The 19954-nt window shown below is 71.2% G+C and carries 17 protein-coding genes; 7 read left to right on the forward strand and 10 right to left on the reverse strand.

The window, feature by feature from the left end; translation table 11 throughout:
- Window positions 1-6: 6 nt before the first annotated feature.
- Complete coding sequence (gene nudC / locus MCHLDSM_RS18025) at window positions 7-936, reverse strand: NAD(+) diphosphatase (protein WP_048471353.1); 930 nt, start codon at window positions 934-936, stop codon at window positions 7-9.
- Window positions 933-2012, reverse strand: coding sequence for a potassium channel family protein (locus tag MCHLDSM_RS18030; RefSeq protein ID WP_048471354.1), 1080 nt, complete (start codon window positions 2010-2012; stop codon window positions 933-935). The genes nudC and MCHLDSM_RS18030 overlap by 4 nt, the downstream gene beginning before the upstream one ends.
- A gap of 46 nt (window positions 2013-2058) precedes the next feature.
- Between MCHLDSM_RS18030 and MCHLDSM_RS18035 the strand changes: the two genes are divergently transcribed.
- A complete protein-coding gene (locus tag MCHLDSM_RS18035) occupies window positions 2059-2454 on the forward strand; it encodes a DoxX family protein (RefSeq protein WP_048471355.1) in 396 nt (131 codons plus the stop codon).
- Between the two features lie 2 nt (window positions 2455-2456).
- Here the strand turns inward: MCHLDSM_RS18035 and MCHLDSM_RS18040 are convergent, their stop codons facing one another.
- Complete coding sequence (locus MCHLDSM_RS18040) at window positions 2457-5720, reverse strand: ATP-dependent helicase (protein WP_048471356.1); 3264 nt, start codon at window positions 5718-5720, stop codon at window positions 2457-2459.
- Window positions 5717-8851, reverse strand: coding sequence for an ATP-dependent DNA helicase (locus MCHLDSM_RS18045; RefSeq protein ID WP_048471357.1), 3135 nt, complete (start codon window positions 8849-8851; stop codon window positions 5717-5719). The genes MCHLDSM_RS18040 and MCHLDSM_RS18045 overlap by 4 nt, the downstream gene beginning before the upstream one ends.
- A gap of 77 nt (window positions 8852-8928) precedes the next feature.
- On the opposite strand from MCHLDSM_RS18045, the gene MCHLDSM_RS18050 reads away from it, so the two are divergent.
- Entirely contained in the window at window positions 8929-9711 is a 783-nt protein-coding gene (locus MCHLDSM_RS18050) for an alpha/beta fold hydrolase (RefSeq protein WP_048471358.1), read from the forward strand.
- A 3-nt stretch (window positions 9712-9714) separates the two neighbouring features.
- Window positions 9715-10011 (forward strand): MGMT family protein, encoded by a 297-nt coding sequence (locus MCHLDSM_RS18055; RefSeq protein WP_048416696.1) that lies wholly within the window; start codon window positions 9715-9717, stop codon window positions 10009-10011.
- A gap of 89 nt (window positions 10012-10100) precedes the next feature.
- On the opposite strand, the gene MCHLDSM_RS18060 is transcribed toward MCHLDSM_RS18055, so the two are convergent.
- The 3 genes from MCHLDSM_RS18060 to MCHLDSM_RS18070 all read right to left on the reverse strand — a co-directional run bounded on the left by MCHLDSM_RS18060 (window position 10101) and on the right by MCHLDSM_RS18070 (window position 13289).
- Window positions 10101-10955, reverse strand: coding sequence for a TIGR02569 family protein (locus MCHLDSM_RS18060; protein ID WP_048416695.1), 855 nt, complete (start codon window positions 10953-10955; stop codon window positions 10101-10103).
- Window positions 10956-10991: 36 nt separating this feature from the next.
- Window positions 10992-12170 (reverse strand): adenylyltransferase/sulfurtransferase MoeZ, encoded by a 1179-nt coding sequence (gene moeZ / locus MCHLDSM_RS18065; RefSeq protein WP_048471359.1) that lies wholly within the window; start codon window positions 12168-12170, stop codon window positions 10992-10994.
- Window positions 12171-12254: 84 nt separating this feature from the next.
- The gene (locus MCHLDSM_RS18070; RefSeq protein ID WP_048471390.1) at window positions 12255-13289 is read right to left on the reverse strand and encodes a DUF3152 domain-containing protein; all 1035 of its coding nucleotides are present in this window, start codon (window positions 13287-13289) and stop codon (window positions 12255-12257) included.
- A 151-nt stretch (window positions 13290-13440) separates the two neighbouring features.
- Between MCHLDSM_RS18070 and MCHLDSM_RS18075 the strand changes: the two genes are divergently transcribed.
- A complete protein-coding gene (locus MCHLDSM_RS18075) occupies window positions 13441-14121 on the forward strand; it encodes an HTH-type transcriptional activator FasR (protein WP_048416693.1) in 681 nt (226 codons plus the stop codon).
- A gap of 22 nt (window positions 14122-14143) precedes the next feature.
- Here the strand turns inward: MCHLDSM_RS18075 and MCHLDSM_RS18080 are convergent, their stop codons facing one another.
- Window positions 14144-14404 (reverse strand): DUF3107 domain-containing protein, encoded by a 261-nt coding sequence (locus tag MCHLDSM_RS18080; RefSeq protein ID WP_048416692.1) that lies wholly within the window; start codon window positions 14402-14404, stop codon window positions 14144-14146.
- Window positions 14405-14640: 236 nt separating this feature from the next.
- Here MCHLDSM_RS18080 and MCHLDSM_RS18085 point away from each other — a divergent pair, with 236 nt between their 5' ends.
- Complete coding sequence (locus MCHLDSM_RS18085) at window positions 14641-15432, forward strand: hypothetical protein (RefSeq protein ID WP_048471360.1); 792 nt, start codon at window positions 14641-14643, stop codon at window positions 15430-15432.
- Window positions 15433-15438: 6 nt separating this feature from the next.
- On the opposite strand, the gene MCHLDSM_RS18090 is transcribed toward MCHLDSM_RS18085, so the two are convergent.
- A complete protein-coding gene (locus tag MCHLDSM_RS18090) occupies window positions 15439-16152 on the reverse strand; it encodes a ferritin-like fold-containing protein (protein ID WP_048471361.1) in 714 nt (237 codons plus the stop codon).
- Between the two features lie 252 nt (window positions 16153-16404).
- Here MCHLDSM_RS18090 and MCHLDSM_RS18095 point away from each other — a divergent pair, with 252 nt between their 5' ends.
- Together MCHLDSM_RS18095 and MCHLDSM_RS18100 are read left to right on the forward strand one after the other, a co-directional pair.
- On the forward strand, window positions 16405-17895 hold the full coding sequence (locus MCHLDSM_RS18095; RefSeq protein WP_048471362.1) for a DEAD/DEAH box helicase: 1491 nt from the start codon (window positions 16405-16407) through the stop codon (window positions 17893-17895).
- A 14-nt stretch (window positions 17896-17909) separates the two neighbouring features.
- Complete coding sequence (locus MCHLDSM_RS18100) at window positions 17910-19124, forward strand: Rv3212 family protein (RefSeq protein WP_048471363.1); 1215 nt, start codon at window positions 17910-17912, stop codon at window positions 19122-19124.
- On the opposite strand, the gene MCHLDSM_RS18105 is transcribed toward MCHLDSM_RS18100, so the two are convergent.
- Complete coding sequence (locus MCHLDSM_RS18105; protein ID WP_048471391.1) at window positions 19121-19924, reverse strand: ParA family protein; 804 nt, start codon at window positions 19922-19924, stop codon at window positions 19121-19123. The genes MCHLDSM_RS18100 and MCHLDSM_RS18105 overlap by 4 nt on opposite strands.
- Window positions 19925-19954 lie beyond the last annotated feature (30 nt).

Raw genomic sequence — 19954 nt, forward strand, 5'->3', positions numbered from 1 at the left:
GCGCGCTCAGTCCGCGGCAGCCCAGGATTCGATGATCTCCCGGGCGATCGAGATCGACCCTGGCAGCAACAGCCGCGACTCGCTCGACGAACTCCAGTCGCCCTGATCGAGGGCCTCGCGGATCTCGGCACGGGTGAACCATGCCGCCTCGGCGATCTCTCCGTCGTTGAAGGCGAACTCCTGCTGCGGATCGCCGAGCGCGTGGAAGCCGACCATCAGCGACCGCGGGAACGGCCACGGCTGGGAGCCCAGATACTCGACATCGGTGACGGTGAGGCCGATCTCTTCGGCGATCTCGCGCACCACGCACGTTTCGAACGACTCCCCGGCCTCGACGAAGCCGGCCAGGATCGAGAACAGCCGCGGCGGCCACACCGTCTGCCGGGCCAGCACCGCGCGGTCGTGGCCGTCGTGCACCAGGCAGATCACCGCGGGGTCGATGCGAGGGAACTCCTCCTGCCCGGTCACCGGGTTGATGCGCGACCAGCCCGCCTTGATGGGTGTGGTCGGGGTGCCGTCGACCGGGCTGAAGCGGGCGTGGTCATGCCAGTTGAGCAGCGCCGTGGCGGTGGCGACGAGCTGGGCGCTGACGTCGTCGAAGACGTGACCGGTGCGGCGCAGATCGAGCACCTGTGTCTGCGCGTCCGGGTCGTCGGGCGGCTGCAGATCCGAGCGCACCCCCCAGACGTGCCGGCCGTCCTGGAGGCGGCCGAGGAACACGGCGTCCTCCGGGGGTGCGTCACCGGCGTCGGTGGCCCGGTGCAGGACCGCGCGGCCGTCGGCGATCAGCACCTGGTTGCGGCGATCCACCCGCAGCAGCAGCGCGTCGGCCCAGCCGGCCACCGCCGCGTCGACGTCGGTGCGCAGCGTGTCGGCGCGGTCGGCACCGACGCGGGACAGCAGGGGGACGTTGCGCAGCCGGAAGCCGGCGGTCATCGCTCGGCGTCCGCGGAACGGATGTAGAGCAGGCGATCCCCCAGCTCGAGCGCGTCGACCTCGGGTTCGTCCACCCGGATCAGCTTTCCGTTGCGCACCACGCCGAGCACGATGTCGGACTGGTGACGCGGCGACCCGCCCGCCTCCTTCGGCGTCACCTCCCGCTCGGCGATCGCGAACCCGGCGTCCGGGGTGAGCAGGTCCTCCATCACCTCGACCACGCTGGGTGTCTGGACCGCGATGCCGAGCAGCCGGCCGGCGGTCTCGGAGGTGACCACGGTGGAGTCGGCCCCGGACTGCTTGAGCAGATGCTGGTTCTCCGCTTCCCGGACGGCCGCGATGATCTTGGCGTTGGGCGCGAGTTCGCGGGCGGTCAGCGTCACGAGCACGGCGGTGTCGTCCCGGTTGGTGGCGACGATGATCGACTTGGCGTGCTGCGCACTGGCCAGCCGAAGCACCTCGGAGTCGGTGGCGCTGCCGCGCACGGTCACCAGGCCGGCGCTCTTGGCGCGCTCCAGGGCGGCGACGTCCTCGTCCACCACGACGATGTCCGCGGGCGCGACCTCGTCGCCGACCATCGCCGCGGCGGCGGTGCGGCCCTTGGTGCCGTAGCCGACGATGATGATGTGGTTGCGCACTCTGTTCCTCCAGCGCTGGATTTGGTAGACCTGCCGCGACTGCGTGGTGAGGGTCTCGACGGTGGTACCGATGAGCACGATCAGGAACGCGACGCGCAGCGGCGTGATCACCAGGACGTTGACCAGCCGCGCGGACGGCGTGATCGGGGTGATGTCGCCGTAGCCCGTGGTGGACAGTGACACGGTCGCGTAGTAGAGGCAGTCGAGGAACGACAGCGGGTTGTCCTGCGCGTCCCGGTAGCCGTCGCGGTCGAAATACACGATGAACACCGCAGCGAACAGCGCGGCGAGGGCGTAGACGACGCGGACGGTGATGCGCCGCGACGGACTGACCATCGTGGTGGGGATCTGGACCCGGTCGGTGAGCGCGTGCACCGGTAGGTCGGCCAGGGACTGGTCGAACCGGCGCAGCCGTCGGCGCAGAGCGCCCTCAGCCACGGGGGCCAGTCACGATGTGAGGCTGTCGCACCCGCACAATGTAATCATGACCTCCTCCCCGACTGCACTGAAGCGGTTCACCTCGTCATCGCGTGGCACCAAGATGGGCGTCTGGCTGATCGGCATGGGGGTCCTGCATTTCGCGGCGCCGCAGCCGTTCGACTCGATCGTGCCCGAGGAACTGCCCGGCACCCAGCGCTTCTACACGCTGGCCTCCGGCGTCGCCGAGGTCGGTGTCGGCGCTCTGCTGGTGGCGCCGCAGACCCGCAGATTCGGTGCGCTCGCCGCGATCGCGCTGTTTCTCGGCGTGCTCCCCGGCAACGTGAACATGGTGCGGTTGTGGAAGAACAAGCCGCTGCCGATGCGGTTGATCGCGATCGCACGGCTGCCGATGCAGATTCCGATGATCACACAGGCGCTGAAGGTCTACCGCGAGAGCTGAGTTCACGCGGCGTCGCCGTCAGCGGGCTCGGCGAGCAGGGCGGCCAGTTCGTCGGCATCGGGCAGCGCCGCGGGGGTGACCGTGCGCCCGGAACGGACGTAGTGGAACGCCGCCCGCACCGACGACGGCGGACAACCCTTCAGCCGGGCCCATGCCAGGCGGTACACCGCCAGCTGAATCGCGTTGTGTGCCAAATCCTCCGGCGTGGCCGGCGGCTCACCGGTCTTCCAGTCCACCACCGTCACCCCGCCGTCGTCGTCGGCGAACACCGCGTCGATGCGGCCGCGGACGACGCGGCCCGCGATCATCATGTCGAAGGGAACCTCCACCTCCAGCGGGCTGCGCGCCGCCCATCTCGACACCGCGAATGCGGCCTGAAGTTCCTCGAGCTCACCGCGGTCCTGCCGGTCGGCGTCGACGGCGCCGGGCAGATCGTCGAGGTCGAACAGCTTCTCCGCCTGGTAATACCGCTGCACCCACTCGTGAAACGCGGTGCCCAGCAGGGCCTGTGCGTCCGGACGCCGGGGCAGCCGCCGATGGAGGCGCTGCGCCGCGGCGTCGGGGTCACGCCCCAGTTCGACCATGGCGCTGACCGACAGCTGCACCGGCAGCGGCGGCGCGGGCCGCCGGCCCGCCCGTTCGCGCTCGGCGAGCAACGCGTCCACGTCGGCGACCCAGCCGTGCGGATCCTCGGCGACGACGGGGTCGGCGTCGCCGGCGATCACGGCGGACACCAGCGCGGCACCGTGATCGGCGCGGTCGCGACGGCCCGCCAGCGGATCGACCGGCCACATCGCCTCGATCACGCGGCCGCGCAACGGATTCGGCTCTCCGTCGGCAGGCGCGTCGGCCCACACGTCGATCGAGCCGCACGGCGTACCCGCAGCTGCCGCGGTGTCGATGACCTCTTTGAGTTCGGTGAGGAACGTCGACGGTCCGCGCGGCTTGGATTCGGTGGCGCCCCAGTGGTGCCCGGACACCAGCAGCGTGCGCTCGGCACGCGTCAAGGCCACGTACAGCAGGCGACGCTCCTCGTCGGTGCGCCGCTGATCGAGGCTGCGCTTGTGATCGGAGATGGCATCCGAGAGCGATTTACGGTCGTTGACCCGGGAGGTGTCCAGCACCGGCACACCGTGTTCGGACACCGTGGCGCAGTCACCGCGCAGCAGCGGCGGCAGGTCGGCGGCATCGGTGAGCCAGGTGCGTGGCGACGCTGTCGACGGGAACACCCGCCCGACGAGGTGGGGGACGGCGACGATCTGCCACTCCAAGCCCTTGGCCGCATGCACGGTCAGAATCTGCACCCGATCCTGCGCGACCGTGATCTCCGCGGGGGCCAGCCCGTTCTCGACCTGCTCGGCGGCGTCGAGGTAGGCCAGCAGACCTGACACCGTCGCGCCGGAGCGGGCTGCGAAGTCGGCGACGACATCGCTGAAGGCGTCGAGATGCTCGGTGCCGGACCAGCCCGCCGTCACCGGCCGCGCGGCCCTGACCTCGACGTCGACGCCGAGCATCCGCCGGATCTCGGCGATCAGATCGGGCAGCTGGCCGTCGAGGTGGGCGCGCAGGGCGCTCAGCTCCCGGCCCAACGCGACGATGCGGGCGTGCCCGGCCGGCGAATACGCCTCTGCTGCACCGGGATCACACACCGCGTCAGCCAGGCAGGCGACGTCGGCGTCGGGTCCGAGTTGGCCGACGATGTGATCGACGCTCCCCCGCTCCGCGGCCGGTGCATCGACCAGCGTCACCGCGCGGCGCCACAGCGCCTCGATGTCGGCGGCACCGAGGCGCCACCGGGGGCCCGTGAGCACCCGCACCGCGGCCGCGCCGGCCATCGGGTCGGCGGCCAGCCGCAGCATCGCCACCACATCGGCCACCTCGGGCACCGCCAACAGGCCGGCCAGACCGACCACCTCGACGGGGATGCCGCGCCGGGTCAGCGCCTCGGCCATCGGGGCGGCGTCGGCGTTGCGACGCACCATGACCGCGGCCGTGGGCGCCACCCCGTCGACGGCCAGCCCGGCGCGGTACCGGGACGCCACCTGCTCGGCGACCCACTCCCGCTCGGTCTCCACGTCCGACAGCAAGGCGCAGCGCACGTCTCCCGGGTGGGCGTCGGGCCGCGGCAACAGCGACCGCACCGACACCGACCGGCGGCGCGCATCCATCGACACCTCGTTCGCCAGGTGCAGCACCTCCGGCGGGTTACGCCAGCTGGTCCGCAATTCCAGTGTGGGCGCAGGGGTTCCGTCGGCAAGCGGGAAGTCGGTGGTGAACCGGGGCAGGTTGGTGGCCGACGCGCCGCGCCACCCGTAGATCGACTGGATCGGATCGCCGACCGCGGTCAGGGCCAGCCCGTCGTCGGCGCCGTTGCCGAACAGCGAGGCCAGCGCCACCCGCTGCGCGTGCCCGGTGTCCTGGTACTCGTCGAGCAGCACCACCCGGTAACGCTGCCGCAGTTGCTCACCCACCTGCGGGAACCGCGACGCGAGCTGGGCTGCGGCGGCCATCTGCATCCCGAAGTCGACGACCCGCTCCTCGCGCATACGCCGGTGCAGAGCGTCGATCAGCGGTACCAGCGCGGTGCGCTCGGTCTGCGTGGCGAGCATCCGCAGCAGCCACTGACTGGGGCCGCGGTCGCGCTGGTAGGGCCCCGCGGGCAGCGTGTGCACCAGGCGTTCCAGCTCGATGTGGGTGTCGCGCAGTTGGTCGGTGTCGACCAGGTGTTCGGCCAGTTGACCGGCCAGTCGCAGCACCATCGCGGTGATCGCCGCCGGGGACTTATCGGTGTCGAGCGGACCGGGATGCTCGCAGACCACGCGAAACGCCAACTGCCACAGCTCGGTTTCCCCGAGCAGGCGGACGTCGGGTTCGACCGGCAACAGCAACCCGTGTTCGCGCAGCAGAGTTCCGGCGAACGCGTGATAGGTGCTGACCGTGACCGCGTCGTCGCCCAGGTCGGCCGCACCGGGCACCACCAGCCCGGCTCCCGCCAGCCGCGCCAGCCGCGCCCGCACCCGGCGCAGCAACTGGCCCGCGGCCTTGCGGGTGAACGTCAGGCCCAGCACCTCGCCGGGGGTGGCGAACCCGTTGGCGACCAGCCAGACCACGCGGGCGGCCATCGTCTCGGTCTTGCCGGCACCGGCGCCCGCGATCACCACCAGCGGACCGGGCGGGGCGGCGATGACCGCAGCCTGTTCGTCGGTCGGCGCGAAAAGACCCAGGGCCCCGGCCAATTCGGTGGGGCTGTACCGCGGTGTCGTCACACGTCACTCCTGGTCTGCTGGGCAGGACACAACGCGGCCACCGGGCAGTGCGCGCAGCCGTCGTTGACCCGGGCGAGGAAGCCGGGCCCCTGGGTCGCCGCGGCAGCGTCGCGCACCTGAGCGCGCCACTGCTCGCGTCCGTCGGCCGTCAGCGCGTCCTGCTCACGTTCGGCCGCCGCACCGCCGCTGGTCTTGCCGAGATACACCAGCCGCCCGCCCCCGGGCTCCGCGCCCTCGGGGAGGAGGCCCTCGGCCACGGCCAGCTGGTACATCGCCAGCTGCGCATGGTTCTGCGCGTCGTCCTTGGTGACGGGACTCTTGCCCGTCTTGATGTCGACGACGACGAGCCGCCCTTCGCTGTCCCGCTCGAGACGGTCGAGGCGACCGCGCACCCGCACCGCCGGCAGGTCCCCGTCGGCGGCGACGATCTCGCCGTCGACCTCCACCTCGGTGCCGACCTCGGTGAGGTGGTGGCGGCTGTCGGAGCGCCAGCGCGCGAACGTGGCGAGCATCTCCTGATGCCGCTGCAACTCGTTGTCGGCGTGCCACCGGGCGTCGAAAGGCAACGCTTCCCACACCCCGCCGAGCTCGCGGTGCAGCTGCTCCTCCGACGCGTTCGATTCCGACACCAGGGCGTGCACCAGTGATCCCAGCGCGGACCTGACGTCGCGCATCCTGCCGCCACCGTGGCGTTCCATCAGCCACCGCAGCGGGCAGTCCGACAGCATCTGCAGCGTCGACGGCGACAGGGTCACGGTGTGGCCGTCGCCGTCCCACAGGGGCGCGTCGCTGGAGACGTCCCGCATGCCGTACCAGTGGGCCGGATCGGCGCCGTGCACGCCCGCCTCGGCCAACCGCGCCAATTGTGCTGCTGCGCAGGCTCTCTCGATGTCGTTCACCGCATCGGACGGAGCGCAGACCACCGACCGCAACCGCCCCACCACGGCGGCGGGAGCGAGCACCCGTGGCGCCTGGATGGGCACATCGGGCTCAGCCGGCGGTTCCGTCGCCGTCGCGGCGAGCTCATGGCAGAACGGCGACGGCAGCAGCGCGGCGTCACCGCTGTCGCTGTCGACGGCGGTGACCAGCAGCCGGCTGCGCGCGCGGCCCATCGCCGCGATGAGCAGCCGGCGCTCCTCGGCCAGCAGCGGCGCGCGTCCCGACAGCGCACGCTCCCCCGGTTCGGCGACCCCGTCGAGGATGTCGACCAGCTGCTGGGTCGCGAGCACCCCGCCGCGGGGTTGCACGTTGGGCCACAGGCCTTCCTGCACGCCCGCGATGACCACGAGGTCCCACTCGCGCCCCAGCGCGGCATGCGCACTGAGCACCGCGACCGCCTCGGACGCCGGGCCGTCGTCGCGCCGGACCGGCGGCAGCGTCAACGCCGCGACTTGGTCCACCAGACCGCGCAGTGACGCGCCCGCGGTCTGCTCGACGTGCTGTTCGGCGACGTCGAACAGCGCGGTGACCGCATCCAGATCGCGATCGGCCTGAGCGCCGGCCGGTCCGCCCCGCTCGCTGGCCGCCAGCCAGCGCCGCTGCAGACCCGAGCGGTTCCACGCCTCCCACAACGTGTGTCGCGGATCCCGCCCCTGCTCCGCACTGCGCCGCGCTGCGGAAAGGACGATCCGCACCCGCCGCACCGCCCGCGCCAGCTCGTCGGGAAGTCGCTGGAGGCCGGTGGAGCCGTCGCCGCTGAGCGCCGCGACCAGGAGCTCGCGGAAATCGCGCTCCGGATCGCCGGCGGCCCGCCGCAGGGCGCGCCGCAGCTGCCGCAACGACACCGGGTCGACGCGCCCGATCGGACCGGTCATCAGTGCCAGCGCCCGTTCGCCGTCCAAGCCGTCGGCCGTGGCCTCCAGCACCGTCAGCAGCGCCCGCACCGCCGGCATGTCGGCGAGCGCGACATCGCTCTGCGGCACCTCGACCGGGACACCGGCGGCGCTCAGCGCGCGGCTGAGCGGCGCGCCCATCCGGGGCACCGAGCGCACGATCACCGCCATCTGCGACCACGGCACACCGTCGACGAGGTGTGCCCGGCGCAACGTGTCGGCGATGACCGCTGATTCGGCATGTGCGGATGCGGCGATGCGCACCGCGACCGACCCCGCAGCGTCGGTGCCGGTGAATTCCCGTGTGGCGTCGGGACCGGGCAGCCTGCGGCCGACTGCGGCGATGGCGTCGGCCACCGGCCCCGCGCACCGGTGCGACCGGGTCAGCGTGATGGCCGGGCCGTCACCGCGCAGCAGGGCCGGGTCGGCACCGCGGTACCCGAACACCGTCTGATGCGGATCGCCGGCGATCACGGTCAGCTCGGCGCCGGCGGCCAGCACCGTCACCAGCCGCGCAGCCTGCGGGTCGAGGTGCTGAGCGTCGTCGACGAGCAGCAGCGCCACCCGCGCCCGCTCGGCCGAAAGCAGGTCGGCGTCGGCGGCCAGCGCTTCCAGCGCGGCACCGACGAGTTCGGCGGCACCGAGCGCCGGCACCGTGGCCTGCGGCGCCGCCATGCCCACGGCCGACCGCAGCAGCATGATCTGTTCATAGGCCTGCGCGAAGCGGCCCGCGGCCTGCCATTCGGCGCGGTCGGCGCGCCGGCCGATGCGTTGCAGTGCAAGCGGATCGACACCGCGCTCACTGCAGCGGGCCAGCAGGTCGCGCAGTTCGGTGGCGAAGCCGACCGTGCTCAGCGCGGGCCGCAGCCGCTCCGGCCACCGCACCGGTGAGGCGTTACCGTCCTCGAGGTCGCCGGCGAGCAGCTCGCGGATGATCCCGTCCTGTTCGGCACCGGTGATCAGGCGCGGCGGCGGGCTCCCGGCACGCTGTGCGGCCAGCCGGAGCACCGCGAACGCGTAGGAGTGGACCGTGCGCACCAGCGGTTCCCGCACCGCCGTCTGCTCGCCGCCGGCGAGCATCGTCGCGGTGATCGCGGCGCGGGCCTGCGCGCCGAGCGTCGACGAACCCGTCAGCAGCAGAACCGATTCCGGATCGCGCCCGGCCGTCAGGTGCGCCGCCGCGGTCGTGATCAGCGTGCCGGTCTTGCCCGTACCCGGGCCGCCGAGCAACCGCACCGTGCCGCGCGTCTCCGGACGGGCCAGGGCGTCGGTCGTCAGTTCGGTGTGCGGCGCGGACATGAACGCACTACATCACGAGGGTCCGACAAGTGGGCTGCGGTGGAGTCGCGGCCGGCCGCCTGGCAGCATCGACACCTGTGACCGAGCTGTTGTGCACCTATCGATTCGGGCCGTCGACCCCTGCGCGGGTGCTGGCCGTCCACGGGCTGACCGGACACGGCAAACGGTGGGAGACGCTGTTCGGCCGGCACCTTCCCGACGTGGCGGCGCTCGCGCCGGATCTACTCGGCCACGGCCGGTCGTCATGGGACGCGCCGTGGACGATCGAGGCGAACGTCAGCGCCCTGGCGGCCCTGCTCGACGCCGAGGGCGGCGCTCCGGTGGTGGTGGTCGGGCATTCGTTCGGCGGGGCGGTGGCGCTGAATCTCGCCGCGGCACGGCCGGATCTGGTCGCCGGACTGGCGCTCCTCGACCCCGCGGTCGCCCTGGATGGCCGGTGGATGCGCGAGGTGGCCGACGACATGTTCTCCTCGCCGGACTACACCGACCGCGCCGAGGCCCGCAACGAGAAGACCGGCGGGTCGTGGGGTGAGGTCGACGAGACCGAGCTCGACCGGGAACTCGACGAACACCTCGTTGACCTGCCGAACGGACGGGTGGGATGGCGCATCAGCATCCCCGCGACGCTCGCGTACTGGAGTGAGCTGACCCGGCCGGTGCCCGTCCCGCGTGACGGCACACCGACCACGCTGGTGCGGGCCACCTACACCGAGCCGCCGTATGCCACCGACGAGTTGATCGCCGCACTCGACGCCGGTCTGGGGCCGAATCTGACTGTGCTGGAATGGGATTGCGACCACATGGTGCCGCTGGCCAAGCCCGCCGAGACGGCCGCGGTGATCCGGGACCTGCTCGGCTGACCCGTGGCGGCCATCACCGACGAGCAGGTGGAGACCGTGCGCGCACTGGTCGCGTCGGTTCCCTCGGGAGCGGTCACGACCTACGGGGACATCGCCGACGCGGCCGGCCTGCCGAGCCCGCGCATCGTCGCGTGGATCATGCGCACCGATTCGTCGGACCTGCCCTGGCACCGGGTGATCCGGGCGTCGGGCCGGCCGGCGCCGCACCTGGCGACCCGCCAGCTGGAGCGGCTGCGGGCCGAAGGCGTGCTGGCCCGCGACGGCAGGATCGCGTTGGCCGAGTACCGGCACACCTTCTGACGCACCGGTGAGAACACATGGCTGTGCTCGAGGGCTGATTCGCGACCAGGAATGCTATTCCGCGGGAGGTCCCCCAATTCCGCGGGGAACTAGAGGGCGAGACGCACCAGGGCTGCCGTGCGCGCCAGCCCGGGGAACGCCGCCGCCGTCGACCGCGGATGCAGCGCGTGCACGGCGAGCCGGAACATCAACGCGCGCAACAACATCTGCGGCCACTCGGGCAGGGCGTTCCAGCGCTCGATCAGCCCGTCGTCGGCCTCCCCCCACGACAGCGCGTCGACGACGACGACACCGGCCGCCCAGGCCGGGGGTCGCCAGTAGGGCGTGATGTCGGTGATGCCGGGCGCCGCCGTGCCGGCGAAAAGCACTGTGCCGTAGAGATCTCCGTGCACCAGCTGGCTGGGGCTGCGCGTCGGCCGGCGCAGCGTCGCGAGCTGGTTGATCAGCTCGACGGACTTCTGCCCGTCCGCGGTGCCGGGCGCCACCCGCGCCCCGGGCGGCAGCGAGTGCAACGGCCGTTCCTCCCATGCGGCGCGATCGGCGGCGATGAACACGTCGACGTCGGCCCACGGCGCGATCGGGGGCTGGGTCAGGAAACGCGGCCGCTCCAGCTTGGCGGTGGCCTCGTGCAGTCGCACCGCAGCGGAGACGACCTCGTCGTGGCGCGGTTCCGGGGTGCCGGCGACGTAGGTGTCGGCCCGCCAGCCCGCGACGACATAGCGGCCGTCGGTCGAACGCACCGGACGCGCGAGCCGGACCCCGTCGACGAACAGCGTCTCGCGCACTTTCGCCGACCAGGCGGCGCGGGCGTGGTCGGCGACCATCGAGAGCACGACCTCACCGCAGCGCCAACCGCCCTCCCAGCTGGAACCCAGCGGCACCGGCTGCACTCCGGACAGCCCGAAGGCTGTGAGGACATGCTCGGGTGGGCGCTCGGCGGTCACCGCATCAGCGTAATTGCCGCGGACGCCAACCCCGCGTTAGTACATCACCATGTCGGGTTCGAGTTGCTTGCCCCAGGCCACGATCCCGCCCTGGACGTGCAGCGCATCGGAGAACCCGGCGTTCTTGACGATCGCGAGCACCTCTGCCGAGCGCACGCCGGTCTTGCAGTAGAACACCGGGGTCCGGTCGACGGTCAGCTTCGACAGGGCCTCGCCGCTCTCGAACGCGCCCTTGGGAATCAGCTGCGCACCCTCGATGTGGTTGATGTCCCACTCCACGGGCTCCCGGACGTCGATCAGCGCCAGCGGCTTACCTGAATCGAGCAGCTCGGCCAGTTCGCGGGGCGTGATCGTCGATTCCGCGGCAGCCTCCGCGGCGGCGTCGGACACCACGCCGCAGAACTCCTCGTAGTCGATGAGCTCGGTGATCTTCGGCGTCGACGGATCCTTGCGGATCTTGATCGTCCGGTACGTCATGTCCAGCGCGTCGTAGACCATCAACCGGCCCAGCAGCGGCTCGCCGATGCCGGTGAGCAGCTTGATCGCCTCGGTGCCCATCACCGACGCGATCGAGGCGCACAGGATGCCCAGCACACCGCCCTCGGCGCACGACGGCACCATCCCCGGTGGCGGCGGCTCGGGATAGAGGTCGCGGTAGTTCAGGCCCAGCCCGTCGGGCGCGTCCTCCCAGAACACCGACACCTGGCCCTCGAAGCGGTAGATCGACCCCCACACGTACGGCTTGCCGGCCAGCACGGCCGCGTCGTTGACGAGGTAGCGCGTCGCGAAGTTGTCGGTGCCGTCGAGGATCAGGTCGTAGTCGCCGAAGATCTCGACCGCGTTGTCCGGCTCCAGCCGGACTTCGTGCAGCACCACGTTCACCAGCGGGTTGACCTCGAGGATCGAGTCCCGGGCGCTTTCCGCCTTGGAGCGGCCGATGTCGGACTGGCCGTGGATGATCTGGCGCTGCAGGTTGGACTCGTCGACGACGTCGAACTCGACGATGCCGATCGTGCCGACCCCGGCGGCGGCCAGATAGAGCAGCGTCGGCGAGCCGAGGCCGCCGGCGCCGATCACCAGCACGCGCGCGTTCTTGAGGCGCTTCTGCCCGTCCAGGCCGAGGTCGGGGATGATCAGGTGACGGCTGTACCGCGCGACCTCGTCGCGGGTGAGTTCAGCCGCTGGCTCGACCAGCGGCGGCAACGGTGAGGACACCGAGTTCTCCTTGGTTGGCGTGCAAGACCCATCTCAACAGGTACGGGTTCCAACAGCAACGAGGCCCCGTCGCTTCCCGCCCGGTCAGGCGATCGGATAGGGCCAGGGGTTGAAGCGGCAGGTCTTCCCGTCGGGGGTGACGGTGCCCGGGTCGAACCGGGCCGCATCGTTGTTGTTGGTCGAGAACGTCTGCTGCATCATGATCGGCGCCAGTTCGCCGCTGACCGTGCACTGCTCGTGCCGGGGATACCCGATCGCGTGCCCGACCTCGTGGTTGATGACGTACTGCCGGTAGGAGCCGATGTCGCCCTGGAACGGCACCGCCCCCCGCACCCAGCGGGCCTCGTTGATGAACACCCGCGGCTGGCCCTCGAACGCCGGGTTGTAGCAGGACGCCTCGAGCTGGATGTCGTAGCCGCAGCCCTCGCGCACCGTCATCGGTGAGGTCAGCGACACGCGGAAGTCGGGCTGCACACCGGCGCTGTCGTCGACGCGGACGAACGCGAACTGCGGGTTGTGCGTCCAACTCTTCGGGTTGGCCAGGGTTTCGCTGACCATCCGGGCGAAGCCGTCGTCGCCGCCGAACGTCGTGGTGTCCACGCCGTCCTCCACCTCGACGGTGTAGGTGAAGACCTTGCTGGTGCCCTCCCCGACCTGCGGGGCCGTGCCCGGAACGACGTGCCAGGTGCGCGCGCCCGCCTCGGTGAACGGCCCGCCCTCGGGAAGGATCCCGGTCGGCAGGTTCGCGTCGAACTGGGTGAGTCCCTTGGGGGGTGCGCCGACGATCGCGGTGCTGGCCATGCCGATCGTCGGCGGGCCCTGCACGGGGCCCTCCTCCTCCGCGGCCGGCGGGGCGACGCTGGTGCCGGTGACGGTCTGGTAGACGACGACCGCGGTCAGCACCACCAGCAGCGGCAGCGCGTAGGCGCGCCAGCCGTACGTGGAGACGAACCGGCCCAGCCACGTCTGCTTGCGCCAGCGCTGATGCTCGTCGCGGTTGGACCGGACCCGCCCGGAGTCCTCGGCCAGCGGGTCCCGCTGCGCGCGAAGGGGCTCACGCCACTCGTCGCGGAGCACGGGAACGCGACCGCTCCCGCGACGCCCCGGGTCGTAGGTCACCGACACAGGATGTCACAGGACGACCGGGCCCGACCTTCGGCGCGCCTGCACCCGGCCGATGTCCTCCCGCCCGGGCCCGGCCAACGGTAGTAGTGTCAGCGGAACCGAACTCACGACGGCGCATGCGCCGGCAGTAGAACTCGAGGTCCTGATGAGCGAACCCGCCAGAACGGCGCAGCGGCGTGGTGGGCAGCCGGCCAACGGCACCGGCCTGTCCACTCCCAGCGCAGCCCGGCGCGGTAACCGGCTGCCCCGTGACGAGCGCCGTGGCCAGTTGTTGATCGCCGCCAGCGAAGTGTTCGTCGACCGCGGCTACCACGCCGCCGGGATGGACGAGATCGCCGATCGCGCCGGCGTCAGCAAACCGGTGCTGTATCAGCACTTCTCGTCGAAGGTGGAGCTTTACCTCGCGGTGCTGCAGCGCCACGTCGACAATCTGGTCTCCGGGGTGCGCCAGGCGCTGCGCACCACCACCGACAACCGGCAGCGTGTGCGCGCGGCGGTCGAGGCGTTCTTCGACTTCATCGAGCACGACAGCCAGGGCTACCGGCTCATCTTCGAAAACGACTACGTGACCGAGCCCCAGGTGGCGGCGCAGGTGAAGGTCGCCACCGAGGCGTGCACCGACGCCGTGTTCGATCTGATCAGCCACGACTCGGGGCTCGAACCGCACCGCGCCCGGATGATCGCGGTCGGTCTGGTCAGCATCAGCGTCGACTCGGCGCGTTACTGGCTCAACAACGAGCGGCCGATCGCCAAGGACGACGCGGTGGAAGGCACCGTGGCGTTCATCTGGGGCGGGCTGTCGCACGTCCCGTTGACGCGCTCCTGAGCGGCGACAGCCCGCTGCGCCCTCAGCCCGCCGAGCGGGTGACCTCGGACCCGACGGCGCCCACACCGAATCCGACGCGACGCGCGTCGGCGGCGCCGATCTCGACATAGGCGATCCGCGCGGCCTGCACGAGGTACCGCCGGCCCTTCTCGTCGGTGAGGGCCAGCACGCCGGAGCCCGCCTCCAACGCGTCGGAGACCAGCTTCTCCACCTCCGCCGGCGTCTGCGCGCTGCTGAGGATCAGCTCGCGCGGGCTGTCGGTGACACCGATCTTGACCTCCACAGTGGGAACCCTTCTGTCGTTCGAAATCTCTTCTCCAGGAGGCTAGTGGACGCTGCCCGGGCGGCGCCGGTCGGCGGACCTACGCGCTCAGCGAACGCGCGCGCCGGTGTGCAACGGCGGCGCGACCGAACCGAGTCCCGACCGTGACTGCGGCGGCAGGCGCGTCACCCTGAGCCGTCGGTGCAGGCTTCGTAGCATCGGCCCGGCAACCGCGAAGAAACGACTGGGACAGCTGGATGAACAGGCCATACACCGCACACTCGCCGTACTCCCTGACGCCGACCGAACGGATCCGCAGCCCGCGGGGACGCGGGCGCTACGACGGCGAGGACGACCGTTACGGCGACCTCGACACCGACGTGTATCCGCCCTACGCGGGCGATGACGACCTCGGCGATGCCGACTACGACGACTACCTCGACGAGGCCCGCATCGACCGGCGCTGGATGTGGATCGCCGGCATCGCCGGGGTCATCCTGTTCGTCGCCGTGATCACCGCCAGCATGATCCTCGGCGGCGGTGACAGCGGGTCGGTGTCTGCGACGGTCGCCTCCGACGAGCCCAGCACCAGCGCCGCGCCGGAACCCTCCGCGACACCCCGGGTGGCAGCTCCGCCCCCGGCACAGCCGTCGCTGCCCGCCGAAACGGTGACCACGATCTCGCCGACGCCCACCCCGACCGCGCAGAGCCCGGTGCCACAGCCGGCCACGCCGCTCCTGCCCGCGCCGCAGGCCGCTCCCCCGCCGCCCGCGGCCGCGCCGGGCGCCGTCACCTACCGCATCACCGGCAACCGGGCGCTGCTCGATCTGGTCACGGTCATCTACACCGACGAGAAGGGTGCGTTGCAGACCGAGGTCAACGCGGCGCTGCCGTGGACGAAGACCGTCGTGCTCGATCCGGGCGTCACGCTGAGCTCGGTGACCGCGACCAGCGTTGCCGGTCAGCTCAACTGCAGCATCCTCGACGCGAACGGCTCGCTGATCGCCGCACAGAACAACAACTCGATCATCACCAACTGCACGCGCTGAGGGCGCTCAGGCCAGGCCCAGCTCCTGCATGCGGGAGCTGTGCGTCTGCTGCAGCTTGTCGAAGAAGTCGGTGACCTGGGACAGCCCGCCCCCGGACATCACCAGGTCGACGAGTTCGTCGTGGTCGGCCAGCACGTACTGGGCCTGCGTGATGGCCTCTCCGAGCAGCCGCCGGGACCACAGCGCCAGCCGGTGACGCTGACGGTCGCTGGCCGTCACGGCGGCGCGCACCTCGGCGACCACGAACTGCGAGTGACCGGTCTCGGACAGCACGGAACGGATGACGTCGGCCACCGGCCCGGGCAGGGAGTCGGCGATCTCGAGGTAGAAGTCGGCGGCCAGGGCGTCACCGACGTAGGTCTTGACCAGCGCCTCCAGCCAGGTGCTCGGAGTGGTGAGCCGGTGGTAGTTCTCCAGCGCCGAGGCGTATCTCGTCATCGCCGGAACCACGTCGACGCCACGGTGTTCCAGCGCGTCGCGCAGCACCTCGTAGTGGTTCATCTCGGCGGCGGCCATGCTCGCCATGTTGATACGGCCCCGCAGATTCGGCGCCATCCGGGCCTCGTCGGTCAGCCGGTAGAACGCGGCGACCTCGCCGTAGGCCAGCAGCGCGAACAGCTCGACGACGCCGGGATGGTCGGCGGAAACACTGGGCGCCGCCGGGGCGCTCGACGCCGCTGCCGGGGCTGACGCGGAGGCCGCGGACGGCGTGCAATTCATGCGACCAACTCTAGTCCGCGGCGGCGAAGGTGACTGAGCGCCGGGCGACCGGCTACCATGGAATGCGGTGTCGGCGCGTAAGCCGACAGATCGATCCAGGTCAGACAGGCGTCATCGCCGCAGGCACCGTGGCAATGTGCGTGCACGGAGCGGCCCGCCCCCTCAGAGCAGGGCCCGGCGAAGATCACTTCTCAACTCGTGCGCGCGTGGAAACGCATGAGGATTGACAAGTGAAAGGCTTCGTCCACACGTATGACTCCCGTAACCCCGCACCCCACCCCGACCTTCGCCGAGCTGGGGGTGCGCGATGAAATCGTGCGCGCCCTCGCCGAGAGCGGCATCGAGCACGCCTTCGCGATCCAGGAGCTGACGCTGCCGCTCGCGCTGGCCGGCGACGACCTGATCGGTCAGGCCCGCACCGGCATGGGCAAGACGTTCGCGTTCGGCGTGCCGCTGCTGCACCGGATCACCACCGACACCGAACGCCCCCTGACCGGGATCCCGCGCGCCCTGATCGTCGTCCCGACTCGCGAGCTCTGCATCCAGGTGTACGAGGACCTCGTCGGCGCGTCGAAGTACCTGATGGCCGACGACACCCGCAAGCTCACCGTGACCGCGATCTACGGCGGCCGTCCCTACGAGCCGCAGATCGAGGCGCTCCAGAAGGGCGTCGACGTCGTCGTCGGCACGCCCGGCCGCCTGCTGGACCTCGCGCAGCAGGGGCACCTGCAGCTCGGCGGCCTGTCGACGCTGGTGCTCGACGAGGCCGACGAGATGCTCGACCTGGGCTTCCTGCCCGACATCGAGCGCATCCTCAAGCAGATCCCCGAGCAGCGTCAGGCGATGCTGTTCTCGGCCACGATGCCGGACCCGATCATCACGCTGGCTCGCACGTTCATGACCCAGCCGACGCACATCCGCGCCGAGGCCCCGCACTCGTCGGCCACCCACGACAGCACCGAGCAGTTCGCCTACCGGGCGCACGCTCTCGACAAGGTCGAGATGGTCAGCCGCATCCTGCAGGCCGAGGGCCGCGGCGCGACGATGATCTTCACCCGCACCAAGCGGACCGCCCAGAAGGTCGCCGACGAACTCGCCGAGCGCGGCTTCAAGGTCGGCGCCGTGCACGGCGATCTCGGCCAGGGCGCGCGTGAGAAGGCGCTCAAGTCCTTCCGCACCGGCGAGGTCGATGTGCTGGTCGCCACCGACGTCGCCGCCCGTGGCATCGACATCGACGACATCACCCACGTCATCAACTTCCAGATCCCCGAAGACGAGCAGGCCTACGTCCACCGCATCGGCCGTACCGGTCGCGCCGGCAAGACGGGGATCGCCGTCACGCTGGTCGACTGGGACGAACTGCCCCGCTGGTCGATGATCGACAAGGCGCTCGGGTTGGACACGCCCGACCCGGCCGAGACCTACTCCAGCTCGCCGCACCTCTACGAGGAACTCAACATCCCGACCGACGCCCGTGGTTCGATCGGCACACCGAGTCGCAATGCCGACAAGCCCAAGCGCGAACCGCGCGAACCCCGCGAGCGCACCGAGCGGACTTCGAGCAACCGCAGCCGCCGTCGCACCCGTGGCGGTCAGCCGGTCGGCGCCCATCCCGAGGCGGGCGAGCAGACCGCATCGGACGACACCGACGCTCCTGCCGGTGACTCGGGCGACGCAACGCGCGCGCCGCGTCGCCGCCGCCGGCGCCGGCCCAACAAGGCCGCTGCCGCCGGCGCCAGCTGAGCCGAACCCGCGCGATGGTCAGACCGGAGCGCCGCACCCGAGCAGATCTGGTGGCGGCCGTGGTGATCGCCGCTGTCGTCGTCCTCGTCGCCGCGGTCGTGTGGTGGACCAGTGACGCCCGGGCCACCCTCAGCCGGCCCGCCGCGTCCCCGGTCCCGACCCTCAAACCGGCCGTTGCGGTACCCGCCGCGCTGCGGCAGGTGTGGGAGGCGCCGAGTGCGCGCACCACCCTGCCGCTCGTCGTGTCCGGCGCTGTGGTCACCGGAGACGGCAACGCCATGCAGGGCCGCGACCCCGCGACCGGTGACGTGCTGTGGAGTTACGAGCGCGACCTGGATCTGTGCGGGGTCACCTGGGTGTACAACTACGCGGTCGCGGTGTACCCCGACGTGCGCGGCTGCGGGCAGGTCAGCACCGTCGACGCCCGCACCGGCATGCGGGGTCCGGCCCGGACGAGCTATGCCGACAAGCAGGTGACGCTGTCCGGAGACGGCACCACCGTGCTGTCCGCCGGCGACACCCGGTTGGAGATGTGGCGCTCGGACGTGGTGCGCATGCTCAGCTACGGGGCGCTCGACGCTCCGCTGAACCCGGGCAAGTCGGCGTCGCCGCTGTGCCGCTTCACCTCGGCCGCGGCGAGTTCGACGGCGGTATCGGTGCTTGAGGCCTGCCCGAACCAGGCCGACGTGCGGTTGACCCTGCTGCGCCCGTCCGACGAAGAGGACACCCCCGAACTCAAGTACGTCCCGCAGAAGGGCGTCGCCGACGGCAGCGGAGCTCGGGTGGTGGCCGTGTCGGACACCACGACCGCGCTGTACGTGCCCACGCCGAAGCCGCGGCTGGACATCATCGACGAGACCGGCGCGACGATCGACAGCACCGTCGTCCCCGCCGCCCCGTCCCCCGAGGCGACGACGTCGCGCGCCGGCGACCTGATCACCTGGTGGACCGGTGACGCGCTGATGGTGTTCTCGGCGACGAACCTGCAGTACCGCTACACCGTCGCCGCGTCGGGCGCCAACGCTCCCATCGGTCCTTCGACGATCATGGCCGGGAAACTCCTGGTGCCGGTGACGAGCGGCTACGACGTGTTCGACCCGGCCACCGGCGCCGGTGAGAGGCACATCCCGCTGCAGCGACCGGCCGCGAAGGGTCCGGTGATTCCCGCCGTGGCGGGCACGACGCTGCTCGAACAGCGCGGCGGCGAGCTGGTGGCGCTCTCCGGTTAGAGCTCCGGGGTGAACGTCGCCAGGGCCTTGCCGCTCTTCCAGTGCTTGAGCAGCGCGTCGGCGAACTCGCGGTAGGCGACCGCGCCCTTGTTCTTGCGGCCGGTCAGCACCGACGACCCCGACGCGCTGGCTTCGGCGAAGCGCACCGTGCGCGGGATCGGCGGCGCCAGCACCGGCAACCCGTAGCGGTCCGCGACGTCGAACAGCACGTCACGGCTGTGCGTGGTGCGTGCGTCGTACAGCGTGGGCAGCGCGCCGAGCAGCTTCAGGTCGGCGTTGGTGATCTGCTGGACGTCGTTGATGGTGCGCAGGAACTGCCCGACTCCGCGGTGCGCCAGCGTTTCGCACTGCAGTGGCACGACGACCTCATCGGCCGCGGTCAGGCCGTTGAGCGTCAGCACGCCCAGCGACGGTGGGCAGTCGATGATCACGACGTCGAACTTGTCGGCGATCTTCGCCAGCGCCCGCTTGAGGGCGTACTCCCGGCCCGCCCGCATCAGCAGCATCGCCTCGGCCCCGGCCAGGTCGATGTTGGCCGGCAGCAACGTCATTCCTTCGGCGGTGTCGACCAGTGCGGCGTCGGGTTCGACGTCGCCGAGCAGCACCTCGTGCACCGACACCGCGAGCTTGTCCGGGTCCTGGCCCAGCGAGAACGTCAGACAGCCCTGCGGGTCGAGGTCTACCAGCAGCACCCGCTTACCCGACTCGACCAAAGCCGCGCCCAGCGACGCCACCGTCGTCGTCTTGGCGACCCCACCCTTTTGATTGGCGACCGCCAGTACCCGCGTCACAGTTCTCATCTTGGCACGCCATCCTGCCACCGCGCCGTT

The organism is Mycolicibacterium chlorophenolicum (assembly GCF_001044235.1).
Classification (GTDB): Bacteria; Actinomycetota; Actinomycetes; order Mycobacteriales; family Mycobacteriaceae; genus Mycobacterium; species Mycobacterium chlorophenolicum.